We start from the raw sequence: 22190 nt of genomic DNA, 5'->3' as shown, positions 1-22190 counted from the left end.
CCGTAAATCGAATGCACGTGCTATAAGGTCGGAGCTGGCGTCGGGCATGCTGGATGGCCGGGGATTGTTGCAACCCGTGAATCCGACCGGCGTTGTCAGTGGCTCCCCCTAGTCTGAGAAGGACGGGGGCCTCGCCCCTGTCACTTCTCTCAAGAAAGGTGCGGACCGGCGTGGCCGACCGTCTCATCGTCCGTGGCGCGCGCGAGCACAATCTGAAGAACGTCTCGCTCGACCTGCCCCGGGACTCGCTCATCGTCTTCACGGGCCTGTCCGGGTCGGGCAAGTCCTCCCTGGCCTTCGACACCATCTTCGCCGAGGGCCAGCGGCGCTACGTGGAGTCCCTCTCCTCGTACGCCCGCCAGTTCCTCGGCCAGATGGACAAGCCGGACGTCGACTTCATCGAGGGCCTCTCCCCGGCCGTCTCGATCGACCAGAAGTCGACCTCGCGCAACCCGCGCTCCACGGTCGGCACCATCACCGAGGTCTACGACTACCTGCGCCTGCTCTTCGCCCGCATCGGCAAGCCGCACTGTCCCGAGTGCGGCCGCCCGATCTCCCGCCAGTCGCCGCAGGCCATCGTCGACAAGGTCCTGGAGCTGCCGGAGGGCAGCCGCTTCCAGGTCCTGTCGCCGCTGGTGCGCGAGCGCAAGGGCGAGTTCGTCGACCTCTTCGCCGACCTGCAGACCAAGGGCTACTCCCGCGCGCGCGTGGACGGCGAGACCGTCCAGCTCTCCAACCCGCCGACGCTGAAGAAGCAGGAGAAGCACACCATCGAGGTGGTGATCGACCGCCTCACGGTCAAGGACTCCGCCAAGCGCCGCCTCACCGACTCCGTCGAGACCGCCCTGGGCCTGTCCGGCGGCATGGTCGTGCTCGACTTCGTCGACCTCCCCGAGGACGACCCCGAGCGCGAGCGCATGTACTCGGAGCACCTGTACTGCCCGTACGACGACCTGTCCTTCGAGGAGCTGGAGCCGCGCTCCTTCTCCTTCAACTCGCCCTTCGGCGCCTGCCCCGAGTGCACCGGCATCGGCACGCGCATGGAGGTCGACCCCGAGCTGATCGTGCCCGACGGGGACAAGACCCTCGAAGAGGGCGCCATCCACCCCTGGTCGCACGGCCACACCAAGGACTACTTCGACCGTCAGGTCAACGCCCTCGCGGACGCGCTCGGCTTCCGCACCGACATCCCCTTCGCCGGCCTGCCGCAGCGTGCCAGGAAGGCCCTGCTGTACGGCCACAAGACCCAGATCGAGATCCGCTACCGGAACCGGTACGGACGCGAGCGCGTCTACATGGCCTCCTTCGAGGGCGCCGTCAACTTCGTCAAGCGCCGGCACAGCGAGGCCGAGAGCGACGCCAGCCGTGAGCGCTTCGAGGGCTACATGCGTGAGGTGCCCTGCCCCACCTGCGAGGGCACCCGCCTGAAGCCGATTGTCCTGGCGGTCACGATCATGGGCAGGTCGATCGCCGAGGTCTCCGCGATGTCCATCAGCGACTGCGCGGACTTCCTGGGCGAGCTGAAGCTCAACGCGCGCGACAAGAAGATCGCCGAGCGCGTGCTCAAGGAGGTCAACGAGCGGCTGCGCTTCCTGGTCGACGTCGGCCTGGACTACCTCTCGCTCAACCGCGCGGCCGGCACCCTCTCCGGCGGCGAGGCACAGCGCATCCGCCTGGCCACCCAGATCGGCTCCGGCCTCGTCGGCGTTCTCTACGTCCTGGACGAACCGTCCATCGGCCTGCACCAACGCGACAACCACCGGCTGATCGAGACCCTCGTCCGGCTGCGCGACATGGGCAACACGCTCATCGTCGTCGAGCACGACGAGGACACCATCAAGGTCGCCGACTGGATCGTCGACATCGGCCCCGGCGCCGGCGAGCACGGCGGCAAGGTCGTGCACAGCGGATCGCTGAAGGAGCTGCTCGCCAACGCCGAGTCGCAGACCGGCCAGTACCTGGCGGGCAAGAAGTCCATCCCGGTGCCCGACGTGCGCCGCCCGATCGACCCCTCCCGGCGCCTGACGGTGCACGGCGCCCGGGAGAACAACCTGCGGGACATCGACGTCTCGTTCCCGCTCGGCGTGTTCACCGCCGTCACAGGTGTCTCCGGATCGGGCAAGTCGACACTGGTCAACGACATCCTGTACACACACCTGGCCCGCGAACTCAACGGCGCGCGCAACGTGCCCGGGCGGCACACGCGCGTGGACGGCGACGACCTCGTCGACAAGGTCGTCCATGTCGACCAGTCGCCCATCGGCCGCACCCCGCGCTCGAACCCGGCGACGTACACCGGTGTCTTCGACCACATCCGCAAGCTGTTCGCCGAGACCACCGAGGCGAAGGTCCGCGGCTACCTGCCGGGCCGCTTCTCCTTCAACGTCAAGGGCGGCCGCTGCGAGAACTGCGCGGGCGACGGCACCATCAAGATCGAGATGAACTTCCTCCCGGATGTCTACGTCCCCTGCGAGGTCTGCCACGGCGCCCGCTACAACCGGGAGACCCTGGAGGTCCACTACAAGGGCAAGTCCATCGCCGAGGTCCTCAACATGCCCATCGAAGAGGCCATGAACTTCTTCGAGGCCGTCCCGTCGATCAACCGCCACCTCAGGACGCTCAACGACGTCGGTCTCGGCTACGTCCGCCTCGGCCAGTCCGCCACCACCCTCTCCGGCGGTGAGGCACAGCGCGTGAAGCTCGCCAGCGAGCTGCAGAAGCGCTCCACCGGCCGCACGGTCTACGTGCTGGACGAGCCGACCACCGGGCTGCACTTCGAGGACATCAGCAAGCTGCTGAAGGTCCTGTCCGGCCTGGTCGACAAGGGCAACACGGTCATCGTCATCGAGCACAACCTCGATGTGATCAAGACCGCCGACTGGATCGTCGACATGGGTCCCGAGGGCGGCGCGGGCGGCGGCATCGTCGTCGCCGAGGGCACGCCGGAGGAGGTGGCCGGGGTGCCGGCCAGCCACACCGGCAAGTTCCTGCGGGAGATCCTCGGCGCCGACCGGATCAGCGACGCCGCGCCGGTGAAGGCGCCGCGCCGGACCGCCGCGAAGAAGACCGTCGCCGCGGGGTCGGCCGTCAGCAGCACGGTGACCAGGAAGGCCGCCGCGGCGGCCAAGAAGACGGCTCCGGCGAAGAAGACGGCCCGCGCCCGCAAGGCGTGAGGGCCGTCGACGGCATGGCCCGGTCCGGACCGGCCACGACCCGGCGCCCCGTGGAGACCCCACGGGGCGCCGCCGCCGTTCTCCGGCGTCCGGGTCCCTGCCGGAGGCTGCCCGGCCCTTGCGCCGGACGCCCCGCTGCCGCCTCGCCGGCAGCAGCCTCGCCGTCCGCCGCGCGGCCCTCGCCGGCGGGCATGCGCGACTTCGCCGTCAGAAGTCGCCCAGTTCCGCTGCGTACGGAGGTTCCGCCCCCGCGCGGGAGCAGGTGAGCGCCGCCGCTCGGGCGGCGAACCGCAACAGGCGTTCCCAGCCCGCCGGGCCCAGCGCGGCCAGGGCCTGGGGCGACAGGGCGTCCTGCTGGGCGAGGCCGTGCAGAAGCGCCGCGTTCACGGTGTCGCCGGCCCCGATGGTGTCCACCACCTCGACGGGCTCACCCTGCACCGAGTGCACGGCTCCGTCCCGGGTGAACGCGGTCAGCCCGTCGCCGCCCTGGGTGATCACTACGGCGGACGGCCCCTGCGCGAGCCACTCACGCGGCGTGCCGCCCAGCCAGCGGGCGTCCTCCTCCGAGAGCTTCAGCAGGGTCACCGAGGGCAGCCAGTCTTTGAAGCGGGCCCGGTAGGCGTCCGGGTCGGCGATCAGCCCGGGCCTGATGTTCGGGTCGAGCGCGGTGAACAGACCGCGCCCGGCCGCGAACCGCATCAGCCTCTCGTAGGCGCTCGCACCCGGCTCCAGAACCAGCGAACACGTCCCGAAGGACACCGCGCGAGTCCCGGCGGGCAGCTCGTCCGGGGCCGCGAACAGACGGTCGGCGGTGCCGTCGACGTAGAAGGAGTAGGCGGCCGAACCGTCGGCGTCGAGTGTGGCGACCGCCAGCGTGGTCGGTTCCGGTCCCCGCTGCACCGCGCGGACGTCCACACCGGCCCGGCGCAGCCCGTCCAGCAGGGCCTCCCCGAAGGCGTCCCGCGACGTACGGGAGGCGAAGGCGGTGGGGGAGCCGAGCCGCCCGAGGGCGACCGCGGTGTTGTACGGGCCGCCTCCGAGTGCCGGCCGTAGATCGGCCAGCGCTCCCGCGCCTTGTGGTACCAGGTCGATCAGTGCCTCACCGGCGACGACGATCACGGGCGGTTCCCTTCGAGGAGTGCGCGGGCAGCGGGTGCGGGGGCAGGAGGGGTGGGACGCGCCGGGGAGTCCTCGGCGCATCCGCAGGAGGTGCGGTGGACGAAGGAGCAGCCCAGCCGCACGGTCCGGGCCGGCCGGTCCGGGTCGGCGAGCCGGTCGAGCAGCACCTGGACGGCGCGCGCGCCCATCTCCCGGCTGGGCTGGGCGATCGCGGTGAGCCGGGGCGAGAACAGGTCCGCCCAGGCGAAGTCGTCGAAGGAGCACAACGCGATGTCGTCCGGCACCGACAGGCCCTGTTCGCGCAGCGCCCGCAGCGCGCCGATGGTCATCGCGTTGTTGGCGGTGACGAGCGCGGTCGGCGGGGTGGCGAGGGACAGCAGGGTGGCGGTGGCTCGCTCGCCGCCGGCGGTCGCGGAGTCGCCGTGGACCAGGAGTCGTTCGTCGTAGGGGAGCCCGGCGCCGGCCAGGCCGTGCCGGTAGCCCGAGACGCGCTCCTCCGTGGTGCTGAGGCCGGGCAGGCCCGCGACCAGGCCGATCCGGCGGTGGCCGAGCCCGGTGAGGTGCCCGACCAGCTCGGCCATCGGCTCTGCGTTCTCGGCGCACACCTGGTCGAAGCGGGGCATGCCGTCGGCGACAGCGTCCACCGTCCGGTCGAGCAGGACCGTGGGTACGGCATGGCGGCCGAGGTAGGCGAGAAGGCCGTCCGAGTCGGCGGAGGGGGCCACGACCAGCCCGTCGACCCTGCGCTCGTGCAGCAGCTGGACGGCCTTGCGCTCGTGCTCCGGGTCGTCGTGCGGGTCGGCGATCAGCAGGCTGTAGCCGTGCTCCAGGGCGCTCGCCTCGACGCCCTGGAGGATCTCCGTGAAGTACGGGTTGCTGATCGCGGACACCGCCAGCCCGATGGAACGGGTGCGGGCCGTCACCAGCGAGCGGGCCAGGCCGTTGGGGGTGTAGCCGAGTTCGTCGATGGCGTCGAGGACGGCCTGGCGCGTGTGGGGCAGGACGGGCCGGGTCCCGTTCATCACGTGCGAGACGGTCGCGGCGGACACTCCGGCAAGGCGTGCGACGTCGGCCATGGTCGCCATGTGGTCTCCGTTCCGAAGCAGTGCGTCTGACGGCGGTCCGCCGTCATGGCGTGAGCGACGGACGGTCGGTGGTGGGCGCCGAGCGGTGACCCGCGTACGGTCGGCAAGCTATCGCATCCAGAGGTTGCTCGTAAACGCTTACGCAAGCGCATGCGCAAACGTTTACGCACGCGTTTACGCACGCGTTTACGCCCGCGTTTGCGGCAGCCGCTGACGTCTGAAGTCTGCGTGAGCGCTGCACCCCCATAGACACTTACGTCCACCCAACCCGCCGCAACCCGCTGCAACCCGCCGCAACCCCACCCGGACCCCGGCGGTATCGTGCGCGTGACCGCCCGCACCGCGTGTGCGTGACCGCCCGCACCGCGTGTGCGTGACCGCCCGCACCGCGCCCCGACAGTGGAGTCCCTCATGCCCGGCCGACCCTCCGCGACCCGCCGCACCGTTCTGCGAGGGGCGGCTCTCACGCCCGTCGCCGGGACGGCAGCGGCCGCCTGCTCACCCCTGGGCGGTACGACCGAGGCGGCCACGCCCACGGCGCCGGTGGAACTGGGGTCGGCGAGCGAGCTCTCGCCCGGCGACGCCCGGCTCTACCGCGACCACAACGTGGTGGTCAGCCGGGCCGGCGACGGCGCCCTGAGCGCGTACAGCTCGGTGTGTACGCACGCCGGGTGCGCCATCAACAAGCTCGACGGGGAGAAGCTGATCTGCCCGTGCCACGGCAGTGAGTTCGACGCGGCGACCGGCGAGGTGCTGCGGGGACCGGCCTCCGTGGGCCTGCCCAAGCTCTCCGTCAAGGCGGAGAACGGCAAGCTGATCGCGGGCCCGGGCGCCTGACCGGATCTGACCGGCGCTCGACCGGCGCCCGCCCGACCGGTGCAAGGGGCGGCGGACGCGGGCGGGACGGCGGGGGCACCGGCGTTGGAGCCAGGGTCCGGCCGGGCAGGCGGCGCGGCTGTCGGGCGGTCTCCGGGCGGACAGGGCGCCGGCGTTCGTGCCGACGTCCGCGCCGGCGTTCGTGCCGGTGGGGCGGGTCCGTTCAGTCCCAGTCCCAGCTGATTCCCACCATGCGCGTGCGCACGCGGGGCTCGACGAGGTGGACGCAGTGGTGGCGGTGGCTCAGCGGCAGTTCCTGGCGGCCGCCGCGCGGGGCCGCCGCCGAGTGCTGGGTGAAGCGGTGGCAGCGCACGGGCAGGGCACGCGCGTCGAACGCGATCTGGAGTGCGTACTGGCCGCCCAGCGGCCCGAAGCCTCTCACGTATTCGTGCGAGACACCCGCCGTGCCGTCCTCGACGCCGTGGCGGAACAGATAGGTGTCGCCGCAGCGCAGCCGGGTGTCGAAGAGCAGTTCGGTGACGAGGATGCCGGTCTCGTGGTGGCGCCGGACACGTCCGACGCGGCAGTTCTCCAGCGCGTGCACCGCCATGCGCTCGGGCGCGCACCCGGGGTCGCCCTGGTGCACGGCCACGAAGCGGTCGACGCCGTCGCGGGCGGCGCGCACGATGTGGTGCGCCTCGCGGCCCAGCAGTTCGCGGTGCGCGCCGACGCGCACGCGCTCGTGGTGGGCGAGCATGTGCAGACCGCCGTCGAGGGGCATGCCGAGGTCGGCGACCAGTTTCCGCAGGATGTCGGACGCCGCCAGGTGGGAGCGGTAGGAGCGGACGGCCCGCCGACCGGTACCCGCCATGTCGTCGGACGCCTCCGAGAGCAGGCGGATCAGTGACTCCTCCGGCAGACGCAGGATCTCCTCCAGCGCGCGTACGGCCCGCAGCGACTCGGGGCGCTGTGGGCGTCGGGCGCCCTGCTGCCAGTAGCTGAGGCTCGTCACTCCCACCGTGATGCCCTGGCGTGAGAGATGGTGCTGGACGCGTTGGAGGGGCAACCCCCGGGCGGCTATGGCCGCGCGCAGCGCGACGTGGAAGGGCCCGCCCCGCAGAGCCGCCGCCAGTCCCGCATCTCCGGCACCCGCGTCCTCCCCGGCACCGCCCCCACTGACCTCCCCGCCGTCGCCCGCGCCCCCACCTGCGTTCCCGCCGTCGCCCACGTCCCTGCTGTCGCCCACGCCGTCGTCGCAGGCGCCCAAGCCGCCGACGCCGTCGTGCACGCCGGCGGCCGCGATGCGGTCGCCGAGGCCGTCCGAGCCGGCGTACGAAGAACCGTTCGCGCCGGTGTCCGGGCAGGTGTCCGCGCCGACGATCGCGCCGGTGCGCGCGGCGGTGTCCGCGTGCTGTGTGGCATGCAGCATGCAGGGGGCCTCTCTGTGAAAGCTCACAACGGCTGGTCAGGCCGTTTCCCGTGGATGTGCCGGGGCCCGCCCCCGTGGACGCCCGGCCGTTCACTCTCCGTGCGGCGTCGTTCACGGCCCCGAGTTCCCCCGCATTGAAGCGCGTTGACCAGACCGCGACAACACCTGGCGCACGGCGCCCGCCCGTGCTTGGCCGAGTCGGACCGCCTCCGGTACGCCCGGACACTGCCGGACCCGTCGTCCTCGGCCCCCGGAGTGTCACAGTGCGCCAGTAGGGTGTGAGACATGGCCGATCCCTCCAGCTACCGCCCCAGGCCGGGAGACATCCCGGACTCTCCCGGGGTGTACCGGTTCCGTGACGAGCACCGCCGGGTGATCTACGTCGGGAAGGCGAAGAGCCTGCGCCAGCGCCTGGCGAACTACTTCCAGGACCTGGCCGGCCTGCACCCACGGACGCGCACCATGGTGACCACCGCCGCGTCCGTGGAGTGGACGGTGGTGTCCACGGAGGTCGAAGCGCTGCAGCTGGAGTACTCCTGGATCAAGGAGTACGACCCCCGGTTCAACGTCAAGTACCGCGACGACAAGAGCTACCCGTACCTCGCGGTGACGATGAACGAGGAGTTTCCCCGTGTCCAGGTGATGCGCGGCCACAAGAAGAAGGGCGTCCGGTACTTCGGGCCGTACGCGCACGCGTGGGCCATCCGCGACACCGTCGACCTGCTGTTGCGCGTCTTCCCGGTGCGGACCTGCTCCGCCGGTGTCTTCAAGAACGCCGCCCGTACGGGCCGGCCCTGCCTGCTCGGCTACATCGGCAAGTGCTCCGCCCCCTGCGTGGACCGGGTGTCGGCCGAGGAGCACCGCGAACTGGCCGACGAATTCTGCGACTTCATGACCGGCCGCACCGGCACCTACCTCCGCCGTCTGGAAGGGCGGATGAGGGAGGCGGCCGAGGAGATGGAGTACGAGCGGGCCGCCCGCCTGCGCGACGACATCGACGCGTTGAAGAAGGCCATGGAGAAGAACGCGGTGGTGCTCGCCGACGCGACCGACGCCGACCTGATCGCCGTCGCCGAGGACGAGCTGGAGGCGGCCGTCCAGATCTTCCACGTCCGCGGCGGACGGGTGCGCGGGCAGCGCGGCTGGGTCACCGACAAGGTGGAGGCCGTCACCACCGGCGACCTCGTCGAGCACGCGCTGCAGCAGCTCTACGGCGAGGAGACCGGCGACGCGGTGCCCAAGGAGGTCCTCGTCCCCGCCCTGCCCGACCCGGTCGAGCCCGTCCAGGAATGGCTCACCGGCCGCCGCGGCTCGGGTGTCTCCCTGCGCGTCCCGCAGCGCGGCGACAAGCGCGCGCTCATGGAGACGGTGGAGCGCAACGCCCAGCAGGCCCTCGTCCTGCACAAGACCAAGCGCGCCTCCGACCTGACCACGCGCTCGCGTGCGCTGGAGGAGATCGCCGACGCCCTCGACCTGGACAGCGCCCCGTTGCGCATCGAGTGCTACGACGTCTCACACCTCCAGGGCGACGACGTGGTCGCGTCCATGGTCGTCTTCGAGGACGGCCTGGCCCGCAAGAGCGAGTACCGCCGCTTCCAGATCAAGGGCTTCGAGGGCCAGGACGACGTCCGTTCCCTGCACGAGGTGATCACCCGCCGCTTCAAGCGGTACCTCGCCGACAAGGAGCGCACGGGGGAGTGGGCCGACGGCCGCAGCGCCCCCACCGACGCGGGCCCCCCTGCCGACGCCGTCGGGACGGACGCCGCCCACGCAACCGGCGCCGCCCCCGACGCCGTCGGGACGGACGACCCCCAAGCAACCGGCGCCCCCGTCGACGCGGCCTCCCCCCGCCACGCCGTGGACGGCGACGTATCCGTAGGCCCTCCCACCTCACCCGACTCACCGGGCCCGCTCGACTCGCTCAAGGACGACGACGGCCGCCCCCGGAAGTTCGCCTACCCGCCCCAACTCGTCGTCGTGGACGGCGGCCGGCCCCAGGTGGCGGCCGCGCGGCGGGCGCTCGACGAACTGGGCATCGACGACGTCGCCGTCTGCGGCCTCGCCAAGCGTCTGGAGGAGGTGTGGCTCCCGGACGACGACGACCCGGTCGTGCTGCCCCGCACCAGCGAGGGCCTGTACCTGCTGCAGCGGGTGCGTGACGAGGCGCACCGGTTCGCGATCACCTACCAGCGCGCCAAACGCGCCAAGCGGCTGCGCACCGGCCCCCTGGACGACGTACCGGGCCTGGGCGAAGCCCGCAAGCAGGCGCTGATCAAGCACTTCGGCTCGGTGAAGCGGCTGCGGGCGGCGACGGTCGAGCAGATCTGCGAGGTCCCCGGCATAGGCCGCAAGACGGCCGAGACCATCGCGGCGGCCCTGGCCGGGGCCACCCCGGGCGGCCCCGCCGTGAACACGGCGACCGGAGAGATCATTGAAGACGAGGAACCCGAGACGACGGCGGGTTCCCGCGGGGAACCGGTGACGGCCGGAGCCCCGGAGGAACGACGGGGGCAGGAGACATGACAGAGCACGAGCAGCAGCCCACAGCACAGCGAGATCCCGCACACGCGCAGCCGGGCCCCGAGGGCCCAGAGCCCCCCGCACACCACGACGACGGAGCACAGGTGAGTACGGAGAGCACGCCTCCCCCCGGAATTCCGGAGGCCGCCATTCCAGAGCTGGTGATCATCTCCGGCATGTCCGGAGCGGGCCGGTCCACGGCCGCCAAGTGCCTGGAGGACCTCGGCTGGTTCGTCGTCGACAACCTGCCGCCCGCCCTGATCCCCACCATGGTGGAACTCGGCGCACGCTCCCAGGGCAACGTGGCGCGGATCGCGGTCGTCGTGGACGTCCGCGGCAGGCGCTTCTTCGACAACCTCCGCGAGTCCCTGGCCGACCTGGAGGCCAAGCACGTCACCCGGCGCATCGTCTTCCTGGAGTCGTCCGACGACGCCCTGGTGCGCCGCTTCGAGTCGGTGCGCCGACCGCACCCCCTCCAGGGCGACGGCCGCATCGTGGACGGCATCGCCGCCGAGCGGGAGCTGCTGCGCGAGTTGCGTGGCGACGCGGACCTGGTGATCGACACCTCCAGCCTCAACGTGCACGAACTGCGCGCCAAGATGGACGCCCAGTTCGCCGGCGAGGAGGAGCCCGAGCTGCGGGCCACCGTGATGTCCTTCGGCTTCAAGTACGGCCTGCCGGTCGACGCCGACCTGGTCGTCGACATGCGCTTCCTGCCCAATCCGCACTGGGTCCCGGAGCTGCGCCCCTACACCGGCCTGAACGACGAGGTCGCGGCGTACGTCTTCAACCAGCCCGGCGCGAAGGAGTTCCTCGACCGGTACGCGGAGCTTCTGCAGCTGATCGCCGCGGGCTACCGTCGGGAGGGCAAGCGTTACGTGACCATCGCCGTCGGGTGTACGGGCGGCAAACACCGGTCCGTCGCGATGTCGGAGAAGCTCGCCGCGCGCCTCGCGGCCGAGGGTGTGGAGACGGTGGTCGTCCACCGGGACATGGGACGGGAATGACAGGACGCACTCCGCGGCTGGGCCGCCTGCGCAGGGTGGTGCCCGAAGGGCGCGCAGGCAGGCCTGCCGAGGCCCGCGGCGGCAGACCGCGCCGCCGCGGAACCCAGCCCAAGGTCGTCGCCCTCGGCGGCGGCATGGGGCTGTCCGCCTCGCTCGCCGCGCTGCGCCGGATCACCGGCGACCTCACCGCCGTCGTCACCGTGGCCGACGACGGCGGATCCAGCGGCCGGCTCCGGGACGAACTGGGGGTGCTGCCGCCCGGCGACCTGCGCAAGGCGCTGGCCGCGCTGTGCGGTGACGACGACTGGGGCCAGACCTGGTCCCGCGTCATCCAGCACCGTTTCCAGTCCCAGGGCGACATCAACGGCCACGCGGTGGGCAACCTTCTGATCGTCGCCCTGTGGGAACAGCTCGGCGACCACGTCCAGGCCCTCGACCTGGTCGGCAAGCTGCTGGGCGCGCACGGGCGCGTGCTGCCCATGTCCGCCGTACCGCTGGAGCTGCAGGCCCTGGTCAAGGGCCACGACCCGGCGCGGCCGGAGGACGTCGACATCGTCCGGGGACAGGCGACGGTCGCCCTCACCCCCGGCGAGGTGCAGTCCGTGCACCTGGTGCCGCACGACCCGCCCGCCGTCCCGGAGGCGGTCGCCGCGGTGCTGGACGCCGACTGGGTGGTGCTCGGGCCCGGCTCCTGGTTCTCCTCGGTCATCCCGCACCTGCTCGTGCCGGAGCTGCTCGACGCCCTGGTGGAGACCAAGGCACGTAGGGTGCTCTCGCTGAACCTCGCGCCGCAGCCGGGGGAAACCGACGGCTTCTCCCCGCAGCGTCATTTGGAGGTTTTGGGGCGACACGCCCCTAAACTCGCCCTGGACGTGGTGCTGGCCGACGAGGCCGCCGTGCCCGACCGCGACCTGCTGACCGACGCCGCCAAACGGTTCGGGGGCGCGGTGGAGCTGGCGCCCGTGGCCCGGCCCGACGGAACTCCGCGGCATGATCCGGAGCTGCTGGCCGCCGCGTACGACCGTATTTTTCGGATGCATGGAAGGATCGGCCCATGGCGATGACGGCAGCGGTGAAGGACGAGATCTCCCGGCTCCCCGTCACCCGGACCTGCTGCAGAAAGGCGGAGGTATCCGCCGTCCTGCGGTTCGCCGGCGGCCTTCACCTGGTGAGCGGGCGCATCGTGATCGAGGCGGAGCTGGACACGGCGATGGCGGCCCGCCGGCTCAAGCGGGACATCCTGGAGATCTTCGGCCACAGCTCGGAGCTGATCGTGATGGCACCCGGCGGCCTGCGGCGCGGCTCGCGCTTCGTCGTGCGGGTCGTCGCCGGCGGCGACCAGCTGGCCCGCCAGACCGGTCTGGTGGACGGCCGCGGCCGTCCGATCCGCGGGCTGCCGCCGCAGGTCGTCTCCGGGGCCACCTGTGACGCGGAGGCCGCTTGGCGCGGGGCCTTCCTGGCGCACGGCTCGCTCACCGAGCCGGGCCGCTCCTCCTCGCTGGAGGTGACCTGCCCCGGACCCGAGGCCGCGCTCGCCCTGGTCGGCGCCGCACGCCGGCTCTCCATCGCCGCAAAGGCCCGCGAGGTGCGCGGCGTCGACCGGGTGGTGGTCCGCGACGGCGACGCCATCGGCGCGCTGCTCACCCGGCTGGGCGCCCATGAGTCGGTGCTGGCGTGGGAGGAGCGCCGGATGCGCCGCGAGGTGCGCGCCACGGCGAACCGTCTCGCCAACTTCGACGACGCCAACCTGCGCCGCTCGGCGCGGGCCGCGGTCGCCGCCGGTGCCCGGGTGCAGCGGGCCCTGGAGATCCTCGGCGACGACGTCCCCGAGCACCTCGCCGCGGCCGGCCGGCTGCGCATGGACCACAAGCAGGCGTCCCTGGAGGAGCTGGGCGCGCTCGCCGATCCGCCGCTCACCAAGGACGCGGTGGCCGGGCGTATTCGCCGGCTGCTGGCCATGGCCGACAAGCGCGCCGCCGATCTCGGCATCCCGGGCACGGAGGCCAACCTCTCCGAGGAGTTCGCCGACAACCTCGCCGGCTGACGCCCCGCCGTGGGCTGACCGCCCGTCAAAGCGCCGGAGTGGCCACTCTTTCGAGTGACCACTCCGGCGCTTCGGCGTCCGGGAGGCGCCCTTGACTCGATCATGAAGTGTCATGAGCCTGGCATCTGTTCGCTGCTGTGGCGGACCCACTACAGGGGGGTTCATGAGACATACAGCGAGATCGGCCCTGGCTGTCGGCGCGCTCCTGATCGGCGGCGCGAGCCTGGCGCCCGTCGCCCAGGCGCAGACCGGCGGCCCGGCTCCCGAGCGGGACGGGGGCGAGGTCAAGGTCTTCCGGGCCGACGTCACCAAGAAGCAGGTGCCCCTGCTCCTGGCGGCCGGTCAGGACGCCCACGAACTCGGCGAGGTGGTGCCCGACCGGGGCGAGGCCACCGTGGAGGTCTATCTCACCGACGGCCAGGCGAAGCAGTTGGAGAAACAGGGCGTCGACCTCACGGAGCACACCCTCACCGCGAAGGCCGAGAACCGCCTGGAGGCCGCCGCCGACGGGGTGTTCCGCCCGTACGGCGGCAGCGGCGGCCTCAAGGAGGAGATCCTGCGCACCGGCCGGGAGAACCCCGGCCTCACCAAGGTCGTCTCCATCGGCAAGACGGTCAAGGGCCAGGACATCCTCGCCCTGAAGCTCACCAAGAACGCGCGCAGGGCGGAGGACGGCTCCAAACCGGCCGTGCTGTACCTGTCCAACCAGCACGCGCGCGAGTGGATCACCCCGGAGATGACCCGGCGGCTGATGCACCACTACATCGACAACTACAAGACCGACAAACGCATCAAGAGGCTCGTCGACACCACCGAGCTGTGGTTCGTGATCTCGGCCAACCCCGACGGTTACGACTACACCTTCCAGGACTCCACCACCCGCCTGTGGCGCAAGAACCTGCGGGACAACAACGGCGACGGCGTGCTGTCCACCGGCGACGGCGTCGACCTCAACCGCAACTTCGCCTACAAGTGGGCCTACGACGACGAGGGTTCGTCCCCCGACCCGGCGAGCCAGACCTACCGCGGTCCGGGCCCGGCGTCCGAGCCGGAGACCCGGGCACTGGACGCGTTCGAGCGGCGCATCGGCTTCCGGTACGCCATCAACTACCACTCCGCCGCCGAACTCCTCCTCTACGGCGTCGGCTGGCAGGTCGCCACGGACACCCCCGACGACGTCCTGTACAAGGCACTCGCCGGCACGCCCGACAACCCGGCGGTCCCCGGCTACCACCCGCAGGTCTCCTCGGAGCTCTACACCACCAACGGCGAGGCGGACGGCCACGCGGCCAACGTCAACGGCATCGCGATGTTCACCCCCGAGATGTCGACCTGCCAGACCGCCTCGGACCTCGACCCGAACGACCGGTGGAACGCGGCCGACTGCCAGTCGGTCTTCAACTTCCCGGACGACGAGAAGCTGATCCAGCAGGAGTTCCAGAAGAACATCCCGTTCGCGCTGTCCGTCGCCGAGACCGCCCGGCACCCGGACACCCCCTCGTCCGCGGTCGGCCTGAGGGCCGCCGACTTCACCCCGGCGCCGTTCACCACCTCCTACTCGCGCGGCGCCGACCAGGAGGTCTCCGTCGTCGCACGCAGGTCGGTGCGTGACAAGGAGCTGAAGTACCGCGTCAACGGCGGCCGTGTCCTGGACATGGCGCTGCGGCCCTGGCGGGGCGGCGAGACCTACGGCGGCGACGACAACCTCTACTTCGACGAGTACCGGGCCAAGGTCGAGGACGGCGAGCCGGGCGACGAGGTCGAGGTGTGGTTCACCGGCGAGACCAGGCACGGCAAGAAGGTCTCCAGCCGGCACTTCACCTACGCCGTCGCCGAACGGCCGCGCGCGGACGTCCTCGTCGTCGCCGAGGAGGGCGCGCCCGCCGCGCAGGCCGCGGTCTACGTCGACGCGCTGAAGGCGGCCGGGCACAGGGCGGTCGTCTGGGACGTCGCGACCCGGGGCGCGCCCGACGCCCTCGGCGTTCTGGGCCACTTCGACACCGTCGTCCACTACACGGGCGCGAGCGCCCCCGGCAACCCGACCCAACTGCAGTTGCGCGCCTTCCTCAACGAGGGCGGCAGGCTGATCGAGGCCGGTGAGCTGGCCGGCGGCAGCGTCGACCTGGGCGACGGCACCCCGTCGAACGACTTCAGCCAGTACTACCTGGGCGCCTACTCCCGTACGGCCACGCCCGGCGCCACCGGTTTCACCGGCTCCGGCGAGCTGCTCGGAGCGGACGGACCGCTCGGCGCGGCCCCCGGCAACCCGCTGGACAAGGCCGGCGCCTACAGCGTCACCTCGGACGAACTGCCCGCCGCCACCTACCCGCAGTTCGCGAGCGCCGGCGCCGGACGGTTCGCCGGGACCGTCAACCCGTACGGGCCGTACGCGGGCTCCGCGATGGCCGCCGCCGTGCACACCGACAACGCCTACAAGCGTCTCACCCGCACCATCGACCTCACCGGTGTCGCCGCCGCGCAGCAGCCGGCCCTGCGGGCCCAGATGCTCTGGGACACCGAGCCCGGCTACGACAACGCGGTGGTCGAGGCGCACACCGTCGGCGCGGATGACTGGACCACCCTTCCCGAGGTCGGCGGAGCCACGTCCACCGCCGTGCCGGAGGAGTGCGGGGCCGGTTTCTACATCGCCGGCCACCCCTGGCTGCGGCACTATCTGACGCTGGCCGGCACCGAGTGCACCGCGACCGGCAGCACCGGGTCCTGGCACGCCCTGACCGGCGCCTCCAGCGGCTGGCAGCCGGTGGCCTTCGACCTCAGCGCCTACGCGGGCCGGACGGTCGAGGTCTCGATCAGCTACGTCACCGACCCCGGCAGCGGCGGGCACGGCGTCCTCGTCGACGACGCCGCGCTCGTGGTCGGGGGCACGGCCACCGAGACCGAGGGCTTCGAGTCCTCGCTCGGCGCCTGGCGTGCGGCAGGTCCGCCCGCGGGCAGTCCGGCCGTCCTGAAGGACTGGGCCCGCACCGGCACCCTGTTCCAGACGTACGGCGCGGTCACCACGCGGGACACCGTGCTGCTGGGCTTCGGCCTGGAGCACGTCACCTCGGCGGCCGACCGCAACGCCCTGCTCAAGCGAGCACTGGACGCGCTCGGACGATGACCGGACGTGTCAACAGGGCTGACCGGACGTAGGCAAAAGGAGTGAATGGGCCCAACGGCCTGGGCGGTCCGTACCCTACTGGCGGGTACGGACCGTCCTGCCGTGTATGGGCCAACTCGATGTCACCCCGACGGCCTCAGGGAGGTAGGGTCGTGGGTGGTCGGGGACATCCCAAACAGAGCTCGCCGGCTCCGCATGGCCGGCGTACCAACGAGGAGATCGGTTCGTGACGATCCGCGTAGGCATCAACGGCTTCGGCCGCATCGGTCGTAACTACTTCCGCGCGCTGCTGGAGCAGGGTGCAGACATCGAGATCGTGGCTGTCAACGACCTGGGTGACACCGCGACCACCGCTCACCTGCTGAAGTACGACACGATCCTCGGGCGCCTCAAGCAGGAGGTCACCCACACCGAGGACACCATCACCGTTGACGGAAAGACCATCAAGGTCCTCGCCGAGCGCAACCCCGCCGACATCCCGTGGGGCGAGCTGGGCGTCGACATCGTCATCGAGTCGACCGGCATCTTCACCAAGAAGGCCGACGCCGAGAAGCACATCGCCGGCGGCGCCAAGAAGGTCCTCATCTCGGCACCCGCCAAGGACGAGGACGTCACCATCGTGATGGGCGTCAACCAGGACAAGTACGACCCGGCGAACCACCACGTCATCTCCAACGCCTCCTGCACCACCAACTGCGTGGCGCCGATGGCGAAGGTCCTGGACGAGAACTTCGGCATCGTCAAGGGCCTGATGACCACCGTCCACGCGTACACCAACGACCAGCGCATCCTGGATTTCCCGCACAAGGACCTGCGCCGCGCCCGCGCCGCCGCGGAGAACATCATCCCGACCACCACGGGTGCCGCGAAGGCCACCGCCCTGGTCCTGCCGCAGCTCAAGGGCAAGCTGGACGGCATGGCCATGCGCGTCCCGGTCCCCACCGGCTCGGTCACCGACCTGGTCCTGGAGCTCGGCCGCGAGGTCACCAAGGAAGAGGTCAACGCCGCCTTCCAGAAGGCGGCCGAGGGCGAGCTGAAGGGCATTCTGGAGTACACCGAGGACCCGATCGTCTCCTCCGACATCGTCAACGCGCCGGCGTCCTGCACCTTCGACTCCTCCCTGACCATGGTCCAGGAGGGCAAGAACGTGAAGGTCATCGGCTGGTACGACAACGAGTGGGGCTACTCCAACCGCCTCGTCGACCTGACGGTCTTCGTCGGCAACCAGCTCTGATCGCCCCCGCAGGCGACCTGATGTGAGAGCAGGGCTCGGGCAGCGCACCGTCGCGCCGCCCGAGCCCTGACTCACGTGCAGACCGGCTGTCTCTACGATCTGGAGCAGCAAAAGCCCTCACCAGGAGTCCTCTTCCATGAAGACGATCGACGAACTCCTCGCCGAAGGAGTGGAAGGCAAGCGGGTCTTCGTCCGCGCCGACCTCAACGTGCCGCTGGACGGCGGCACCATCACCGACGACGGCCGGATCCGCGCCGTCCTGCCCACCGTCAAGGCCCTCGTGGACGCGCGCGCCAAGGTCGTCGTCGCCTCCCACCTCGGCCGCCCCAAGGGCGCCCCGGACCCCGCGTACTCCCTCGCGCCCGTCGCCTCCCGCCTCGGTGAACTGCTCGGCAGCGCGGTCACGTTCGCGGCCGACACCGTCGGCGACTCGGCCCGCGACGCCGTCGCCGGCCTCTTCGAGGGCCAGGTCGCCCTGCTGGAGAACCTCCGCTTCAACGCCGGTGAGACCTCCAAGGACGATGCCGAGCGCGGTGCTTTCGCCGACCGCCTGGCCGCCCTCGCCGACGTCTACGTGGGCGACGGCTTCGGCGCGGTCCACCGCAAGCACGCCTCGGTCTTCGACCTGCCGGCCCGGCTGCCGCACTACGCCGGCTACCTCATCGCCACCGAGGTCGGCGTGCTGAAGAAGCTCACCGAGGACGTCCGGCGCCCCTACGTCGTCGCCCTCGGCGGCGCCAAGGTCTCCGACAAGCTGGCCGTCATCGACCAGCTCCTCGGCAAGGCCGACCGGCTGCTCATCGGCGGCGGCATGGCGTACACCTTCCTCAAGGCCAAGGGCTACGAGATCGGCGTCTCCCTGCTGCAGGAGGACCAGGTCCCGGTCGTCACCGAGTACATGAAGCGCGCGGAGCAGAACGGCGTCGAGCTGGTCCTCCCCGTCGACGTCCTGGTCTCCACTGAGTTCCCGGACCTCCAGGCCAAGGCGCCGACCCACCCCACCACCGTCGCCGCGGACGCCATCCCGGCCGACCAGCAGGGCCTGGACATCGGCCCGGAGACCTGCAAGCTGTACGCCTCGAAGCTCGCCGACGCGGCGACCGTCTTCTGGAACGGCCCCATGGGCGTCTTCGAGCACCCCGACTACGCCGAGGGCACCAAGGCGGTCGCCCAGGCCCTCGTCGAGTCCAAGGGCTTCAGCGTGGTCGGCGGCGGCGACTCCGCCGCGGCCGTGCGCACCCTGGGCTTCGACGAGGCCGCTTTCGGCCACATCTCGACCGGCGGTGGCGCCTCTCTCGAATACCTCGAGGGCAAGACGCTCCCCGGCCTCGCCGCACTGGAGGACTGACCCCGATGACCACCCGCACGCCGCTGATGGCGGGCAACTGGAAGATGAACCTCAACCACCTCGAGGCCATCGCCCACACCCAGAAGCTCGCCTTCGCCCTGGCCGACAAGGACTACGAGGCCGTCGAGGTCGCCGTCCTGCCGCCCTTCACGGACCTGCGCTCCGTGCAGACCCTGGTCGAGCACGACAAGCTGAAGATCAAGTACGGTGCCCAGGACATCTCGGCGCACGACGGCGGCGCCTACACCGGCGAGATCTCCGGCCCGATGCTGGCCAAGCTGAAGTGCACCTACGTGACGATCGGGCACTCCGAGCGCCGTCAGTACCACGCCGAGACCGACGAGGTCGTCAACGCCAAGGTCAAGGCCGCCTACAAGCACGGCCTCACCCCGATCATGTGCGTCGGCGAGGAGCTGGACGTCCGCGAGGCCGGCAACGCCGTCCCGCACACCCTGGCCCAGGTCGAGGGCGGTCTGAAGGACCTCCCGGCCGACCAGGCCGCGACCGTCGTGATCGCCTACGAGCCCGTCTGGGCCATCGGCACGGGCAAGGTCTGCGGCGCCGCGGACGCCCAGGAGGTCTGCGCCGCCATCCGGGGCAAGCTGGCCGAGCTGTACTCGCAGGAGGTCGCCGACCAGGTCCGCATCCAGTACGGCGGCTCGGTCAAGGCCGGCAACGTGGCCGAGATCATGGCGCAGGCCGACATCGACGGCGCGCTGGTCGGCGGCGCCTCCCTGGACGCCGACGAGTTCGTCAAGATCGTGCGGTTCCGCGACCAGTGACACGAGACCGGGGCGCCCCGCGGGCGCCCCGGCAAGCTGTGAGTATGCGGTAGCGGCGATCCGTCGTACCCTTGCGGGGGCACAGCCACGCTGTGCCCCCGTCGTCCATCCGTATCCGAGGAAGTTGGTCCAGCCGTGGTTTTGGGGTTCTCGATCGCCCTGATCGTCTTCAGCCTGCTGCTGATGCTGCTGGTGCTGATGCACAAGGGGAAGGGCGGCGGCCTCTCCGACATGTTCGGTGGCGGCATGCAGTCCTCCGTCGGCGGCTCCTCGGTCGCCGAGCGCAACCTCGACCGCATCACCGTCGTGGTCGGTCTGCTCTGGTTCGCGTGCATCATGGTCCTCGGACTGGTGATGAAGGCGAACAACTGATCCCTCCTTTCCGCACGTGACGCCCCATGTCGGGTACGCGCCGAGGAGCGCGGCCTATCATGGGGCTTGCGTCTGGGGGTGGGGGGCTTGTAACTCCAATCACTGGACGCGCGTTGGGCCTTACGTAGACTGAGGCGCTCGCAGCGAAGCGGAACGCCGACTCGCTTCGCGGCACCATCACGCAGGGAGTTACGACCGTGGCAAGTGGCAACGCGATCCGAGGAAGCCGGGTCGGGGCGGGGCCGATGGGCGAGGCCGAGCGGGGCGAGTCCGCGCCCCGTCTGCGCATCTCCTTCTGGTGCTCCAACGGGCACGAGACGCAGCCCAGCTTCGCCAGCGACGCGCAGGTTCCCGACACCTGGGACTGTCCCCGCTGCGGCTTCCCGGCAGGACAGGACCGGGACAACCCGCCGGACCCGCCGCGCACCGAGCCCTACAAGACGCACCTGGCGTACGTGCGGGAGCGGCGCAGCGACGCGGACGGCGAGGCGATCCTCGCCGAGGCGCTCGCCAAACTGCGCGGCGAGATCTAGGACTTCACGACCGGCCGGGTGCCCACGGGTTCCTGGCCGGACGCGTATCCGCACCTCGCTCCCTGGTTCGCCGCCGACCGATTGTCAGTGCTGCCCTTTACGGTTCGTGCATCGGTGACGCATGCGCGGACCACGAGGGGGAGTCATGGATGCGGACGGCGCGGCCGAAGGCAGTGCGCCCGACTGGCGCGGGGGGTTCGGGCGGCTGTGGAGCGCCGCCGTGCTCTCCAGCTTCGGCGACGCGCTGCGCACGGCGGCCCTGCCGCTGCTCGCCGTGACGCTCACCGACCGGCCGCTGCTGATCGCCTCGGTGACGGCCTGCGGCTACCTGCCGTGGATCGTGTTCGGGCTGCTCGGCGGTGCCGTCGCCGACCGCGTCGACCAGCGTCGCGCCATGTGGACCGTGGACGCGGTACGTGCGGGCCTGGTCGCCGCCTTCGCGGGGTCCGTGGCGCTGGGGCACGCGTCGATCGGCCTGCTCATCGCGCTCGCCCTCGCCCTGACCACCCTGCAGACACTGTTCGACAACGCCGCCACGGCCCTGCTGCCCACCCTGGTCGACCGCGCCGCCCTCGGCAGCGCCAACGCCCGCCTGATGACCGGTCAGCGCATCGCGGGGGGTCTGCTGGGAGCTCCCGCCGTGCCCCTCCTGCTGGGCGTCGGCGCGGGTGCGCCCTTCGCGGTGGACGCGGCGACCTTCCTGCTCGCCGCCGCCCTGGTCGCCTCGGTACGGACCACGCCGCCCGAGCGCGAACCGAGAGCGGCGGGCAGCACCCTGCGCCGGGAGATCGCCGAGGGGCTGCGTGCCCTGGGCCGCGACCGGGCCCTGCGCGGCCTGTGCGCCGCCACCGCCCTGTGCAACGTCGGCATGGGCGCCCTCATCGCCACCCTGGTGGTCCTGGTCACCGGCTGGCTGGACGCCGGCAGCACCGGATACGTGATCGCCGCCACCGCCTACACGGTCGGCAACCTGGCCGGGGGAGCGGTGAACGGCTGGCTCGTCCGTCGGCTCGGCGCCGTGCGCTCGGTACTGCTCGCCGGGGCCGTCCAGATCGGCGCCCTGGTGGTGATGGGCTCGGTGCGCAGCCTGACCGCCCTGGTGGCCGCGATGGCGGTCTTCGGGGTGATGGGCATGGTGTGGAACGTCAACACCACCACGCTGATGCAGCAGCGCAGCCCCGAAATCATGCTCGGCCGGATCAGTTCGGCCTTCCGGACCCTCGGTGTCGCCGGGGCCCCACTGGGCGCCCTGCTCGGCGGGGCCGCGGCCACCGCCTGGGGCGGCAACACCCCGGCCTTCCTCGCCGCCCTCTTTCTCGCCCTGTCCGTCGTCGCGCTGATACCCCTGGGCCGCCCGGACGTATCCGTTGTCACGCACGATGACCCCACGACGGCTCATGACCCCCGCTGATCAACTAGGTTGGGTCGGCAGCGGGGCACGGACAGATGAGGAAAGAGGCTGAAGTCCGACATGAACGCAGACGGCCGTAGCAGGCTCGACCAGACCCCCGAGTGGACCGCCCTCGCCAAGCACCGCGAGGAACTCGGCGAGGTGCGGCTGCGGGAGTTGTTCGCCGCCGACCCGGGACGCGGCACCGGCTACACAG

Annotated in this window: 16 protein-coding genes; 13 read left to right on the top strand and 3 right to left on the bottom strand. The window is 71.4% G+C overall.

Annotation, left to right across the window (positions count from 1 at the left end; genetic code table 11):
- The first annotated feature begins 170 nt into the window (after nt 1-170).
- Nucleotides 171-3173, top strand: a complete 3003-nt coding sequence (gene uvrA / locus ACSLTV_RS10565; protein ID WP_435612013.1) for an excinuclease ABC subunit UvrA — start codon at nt 171-173, stop codon at nt 3171-3173.
- A 207-nt stretch (nt 3174-3380) separates the two neighbouring features.
- On the opposite strand, the gene ACSLTV_RS10560 is transcribed toward uvrA, so the two are convergent.
- Nucleotides 3381-4292 carry a carbohydrate kinase family protein gene (locus ACSLTV_RS10560; protein ID WP_432136068.1) on the bottom strand — a complete coding sequence of 304 codons (912 nt, stop codon included), beginning with the start codon at nt 4290-4292 and terminating at the stop codon, nt 3381-3383.
- Complete coding sequence (locus tag ACSLTV_RS10555) at nt 4289-5377, bottom strand: LacI family DNA-binding transcriptional regulator (RefSeq protein WP_435612012.1); 1089 nt, start codon at nt 5375-5377, stop codon at nt 4289-4291. Before ACSLTV_RS10555 ends, ACSLTV_RS10560 begins: the two co-directional genes overlap by 4 nt.
- Nucleotides 5378-5788: 411 nt before the next feature.
- Here ACSLTV_RS10555 and ACSLTV_RS10550 point away from each other — a divergent pair, with 411 nt between their 5' ends.
- On the top strand, nt 5789-6214 hold the full coding sequence (locus ACSLTV_RS10550) for a Rieske 2Fe-2S domain-containing protein (protein ID WP_432156575.1): 426 nt from the start codon (nt 5789-5791) through the stop codon (nt 6212-6214).
- Between the two features lie 202 nt (nt 6215-6416).
- Here ACSLTV_RS10550 and ACSLTV_RS10545 read toward each other — a convergent pair whose 3' ends face one another.
- The gene (locus ACSLTV_RS10545) at nt 6417-7325 is read right to left on the bottom strand and encodes a hypothetical protein (RefSeq protein WP_432136086.1); all 909 of its coding nucleotides are present in this window, start codon (nt 7323-7325) and stop codon (nt 6417-6419) included.
- Nucleotides 7326-7907: 582 nt separating this feature from the next.
- Here ACSLTV_RS10545 and uvrC point away from each other — a divergent pair.
- The 11 genes from uvrC (at nt 7908) to ACSLTV_RS10490 (ending at nt 21994) form a co-directional block, all read left to right on the top strand.
- Complete coding sequence (uvrC, locus tag ACSLTV_RS10540) at nt 7908-10145, top strand: excinuclease ABC subunit UvrC (RefSeq protein ID WP_435612011.1); 2238 nt, start codon at nt 7908-7910, stop codon at nt 10143-10145.
- The gene (gene rapZ, locus ACSLTV_RS10535; RefSeq protein ID WP_432136072.1) at nt 10142-11149 is read left to right on the top strand and encodes an RNase adapter RapZ; all 1008 of its coding nucleotides are present in this window, start codon (nt 10142-10144) and stop codon (nt 11147-11149) included. Before uvrC ends, rapZ begins: the two co-directional genes overlap by 4 nt.
- The gene (locus tag ACSLTV_RS10530; protein ID WP_432136073.1) at nt 11146-12213 is read left to right on the top strand and encodes a gluconeogenesis factor YvcK family protein; all 1068 of its coding nucleotides are present in this window, start codon (nt 11146-11148) and stop codon (nt 12211-12213) included. The genes rapZ and ACSLTV_RS10530 overlap by 4 nt, the downstream gene beginning before the upstream one ends.
- Entirely contained in the window at nt 12204-13193 is a 990-nt protein-coding gene (whiA, locus tag ACSLTV_RS10525) for a DNA-binding protein WhiA (protein WP_432136074.1), read from the top strand. The genes ACSLTV_RS10530 and whiA overlap by 10 nt, the downstream gene beginning before the upstream one ends.
- A 163-nt stretch (nt 13194-13356) precedes the next feature.
- The gene (locus tag ACSLTV_RS10520) at nt 13357-16314 is read left to right on the top strand and encodes a M14 family zinc carboxypeptidase (RefSeq protein ID WP_435612010.1); all 2958 of its coding nucleotides are present in this window, start codon (nt 13357-13359) and stop codon (nt 16312-16314) included.
- Between the two features lie 226 nt (nt 16315-16540).
- A complete protein-coding gene (gene gap / locus ACSLTV_RS10515; protein ID WP_432136076.1) occupies nt 16541-17548 on the top strand; it encodes a type I glyceraldehyde-3-phosphate dehydrogenase in 1008 nt (335 codons plus the stop codon).
- A gap of 136 nt (nt 17549-17684) precedes the next feature.
- Nucleotides 17685-18896: a phosphoglycerate kinase gene (locus ACSLTV_RS10510; protein ID WP_432136077.1), complete on the top strand. Its 1212-nt coding sequence runs from the start codon at nt 17685-17687 to the stop codon at nt 18894-18896.
- A 5-nt stretch (nt 18897-18901) separates the two neighbouring features.
- Nucleotides 18902-19678 (top strand): triose-phosphate isomerase, encoded by a 777-nt coding sequence (gene tpiA, locus ACSLTV_RS10505; protein ID WP_432156573.1) that lies wholly within the window; start codon nt 18902-18904, stop codon nt 19676-19678.
- 135 nt (nt 19679-19813) lie between these two features.
- Nucleotides 19814-20050, top strand: a complete 237-nt coding sequence (gene secG / locus ACSLTV_RS10500) for a preprotein translocase subunit SecG (RefSeq protein WP_432136079.1) — start codon at nt 19814-19816, stop codon at nt 20048-20050.
- Between the two features lie 197 nt (nt 20051-20247).
- Nucleotides 20248-20583 (top strand): RNA polymerase-binding protein RbpA, encoded by a 336-nt coding sequence (locus ACSLTV_RS10495; RefSeq protein ID WP_003957010.1) that lies wholly within the window; start codon nt 20248-20250, stop codon nt 20581-20583.
- A 145-nt stretch (nt 20584-20728) separates the two neighbouring features.
- Nucleotides 20729-21994: an MFS transporter gene (locus tag ACSLTV_RS10490; RefSeq protein WP_435612009.1), complete on the top strand. Its 1266-nt coding sequence runs from the start codon at nt 20729-20731 to the stop codon at nt 21992-21994.
- Nucleotides 21995-22190 lie beyond the last annotated feature (196 nt).

Source organism: Streptomyces sp. bgisy159 (assembly GCF_965341775.1).
Classification (GTDB): domain Bacteria; phylum Actinomycetota; class Actinomycetes; order Streptomycetales; family Streptomycetaceae; genus Streptomyces.
The sequence above is the reverse complement of the archived record's forward strand: the minus strand, read 5'-3'. Positions and strand labels throughout refer to the sequence as shown.

Excerpts from the sequence above, each read along its gene's own strand:
- ACSLTV_RS10555 (WP_435612012.1), bottom strand. The coding sequence starts at position 5,377 with ATGGCGACCATGGCCGACGTCGCACGCCTTGCCGGAGTGTCCGCCGCG.
- ACSLTV_RS10550 (WP_432156575.1), top strand. The coding sequence starts at position 5,789 with ATGCCCGGCCGACCCTCCGCGACCCGCCGCACCGTTCTGCGAGGGGCG.
- uvrC (WP_435612011.1), top strand. The coding sequence starts at position 7,908 with ATGGCCGATCCCTCCAGCTACCGCCCCAGGCCGGGAGACATCCCGGAC.
- rapZ (WP_432136072.1), top strand. The coding sequence starts at position 10,142 with ATGACAGAGCACGAGCAGCAGCCCACAGCACAGCGAGATCCCGCACAC.
- ACSLTV_RS10530 (WP_432136073.1), top strand. The coding sequence starts at position 11,146 with ATGACAGGACGCACTCCGCGGCTGGGCCGCCTGCGCAGGGTGGTGCCC.
- whiA (WP_432136074.1), top strand. The coding sequence starts at position 12,204 with ATGGCGATGACGGCAGCGGTGAAGGACGAGATCTCCCGGCTCCCCGTC.
- ACSLTV_RS10520 (WP_435612010.1), top strand. The coding sequence starts at position 13,357 with ATGAGACATACAGCGAGATCGGCCCTGGCTGTCGGCGCGCTCCTGATC.
- ACSLTV_RS10510 (WP_432136077.1), top strand. The coding sequence starts at position 17,685 with ATGAAGACGATCGACGAACTCCTCGCCGAAGGAGTGGAAGGCAAGCGG.
- tpiA (WP_432156573.1), top strand. The coding sequence starts at position 18,902 with ATGACCACCCGCACGCCGCTGATGGCGGGCAACTGGAAGATGAACCTC.
- ACSLTV_RS10490 (WP_435612009.1), top strand. The coding sequence starts at position 20,729 with ATGGATGCGGACGGCGCGGCCGAAGGCAGTGCGCCCGACTGGCGCGGG.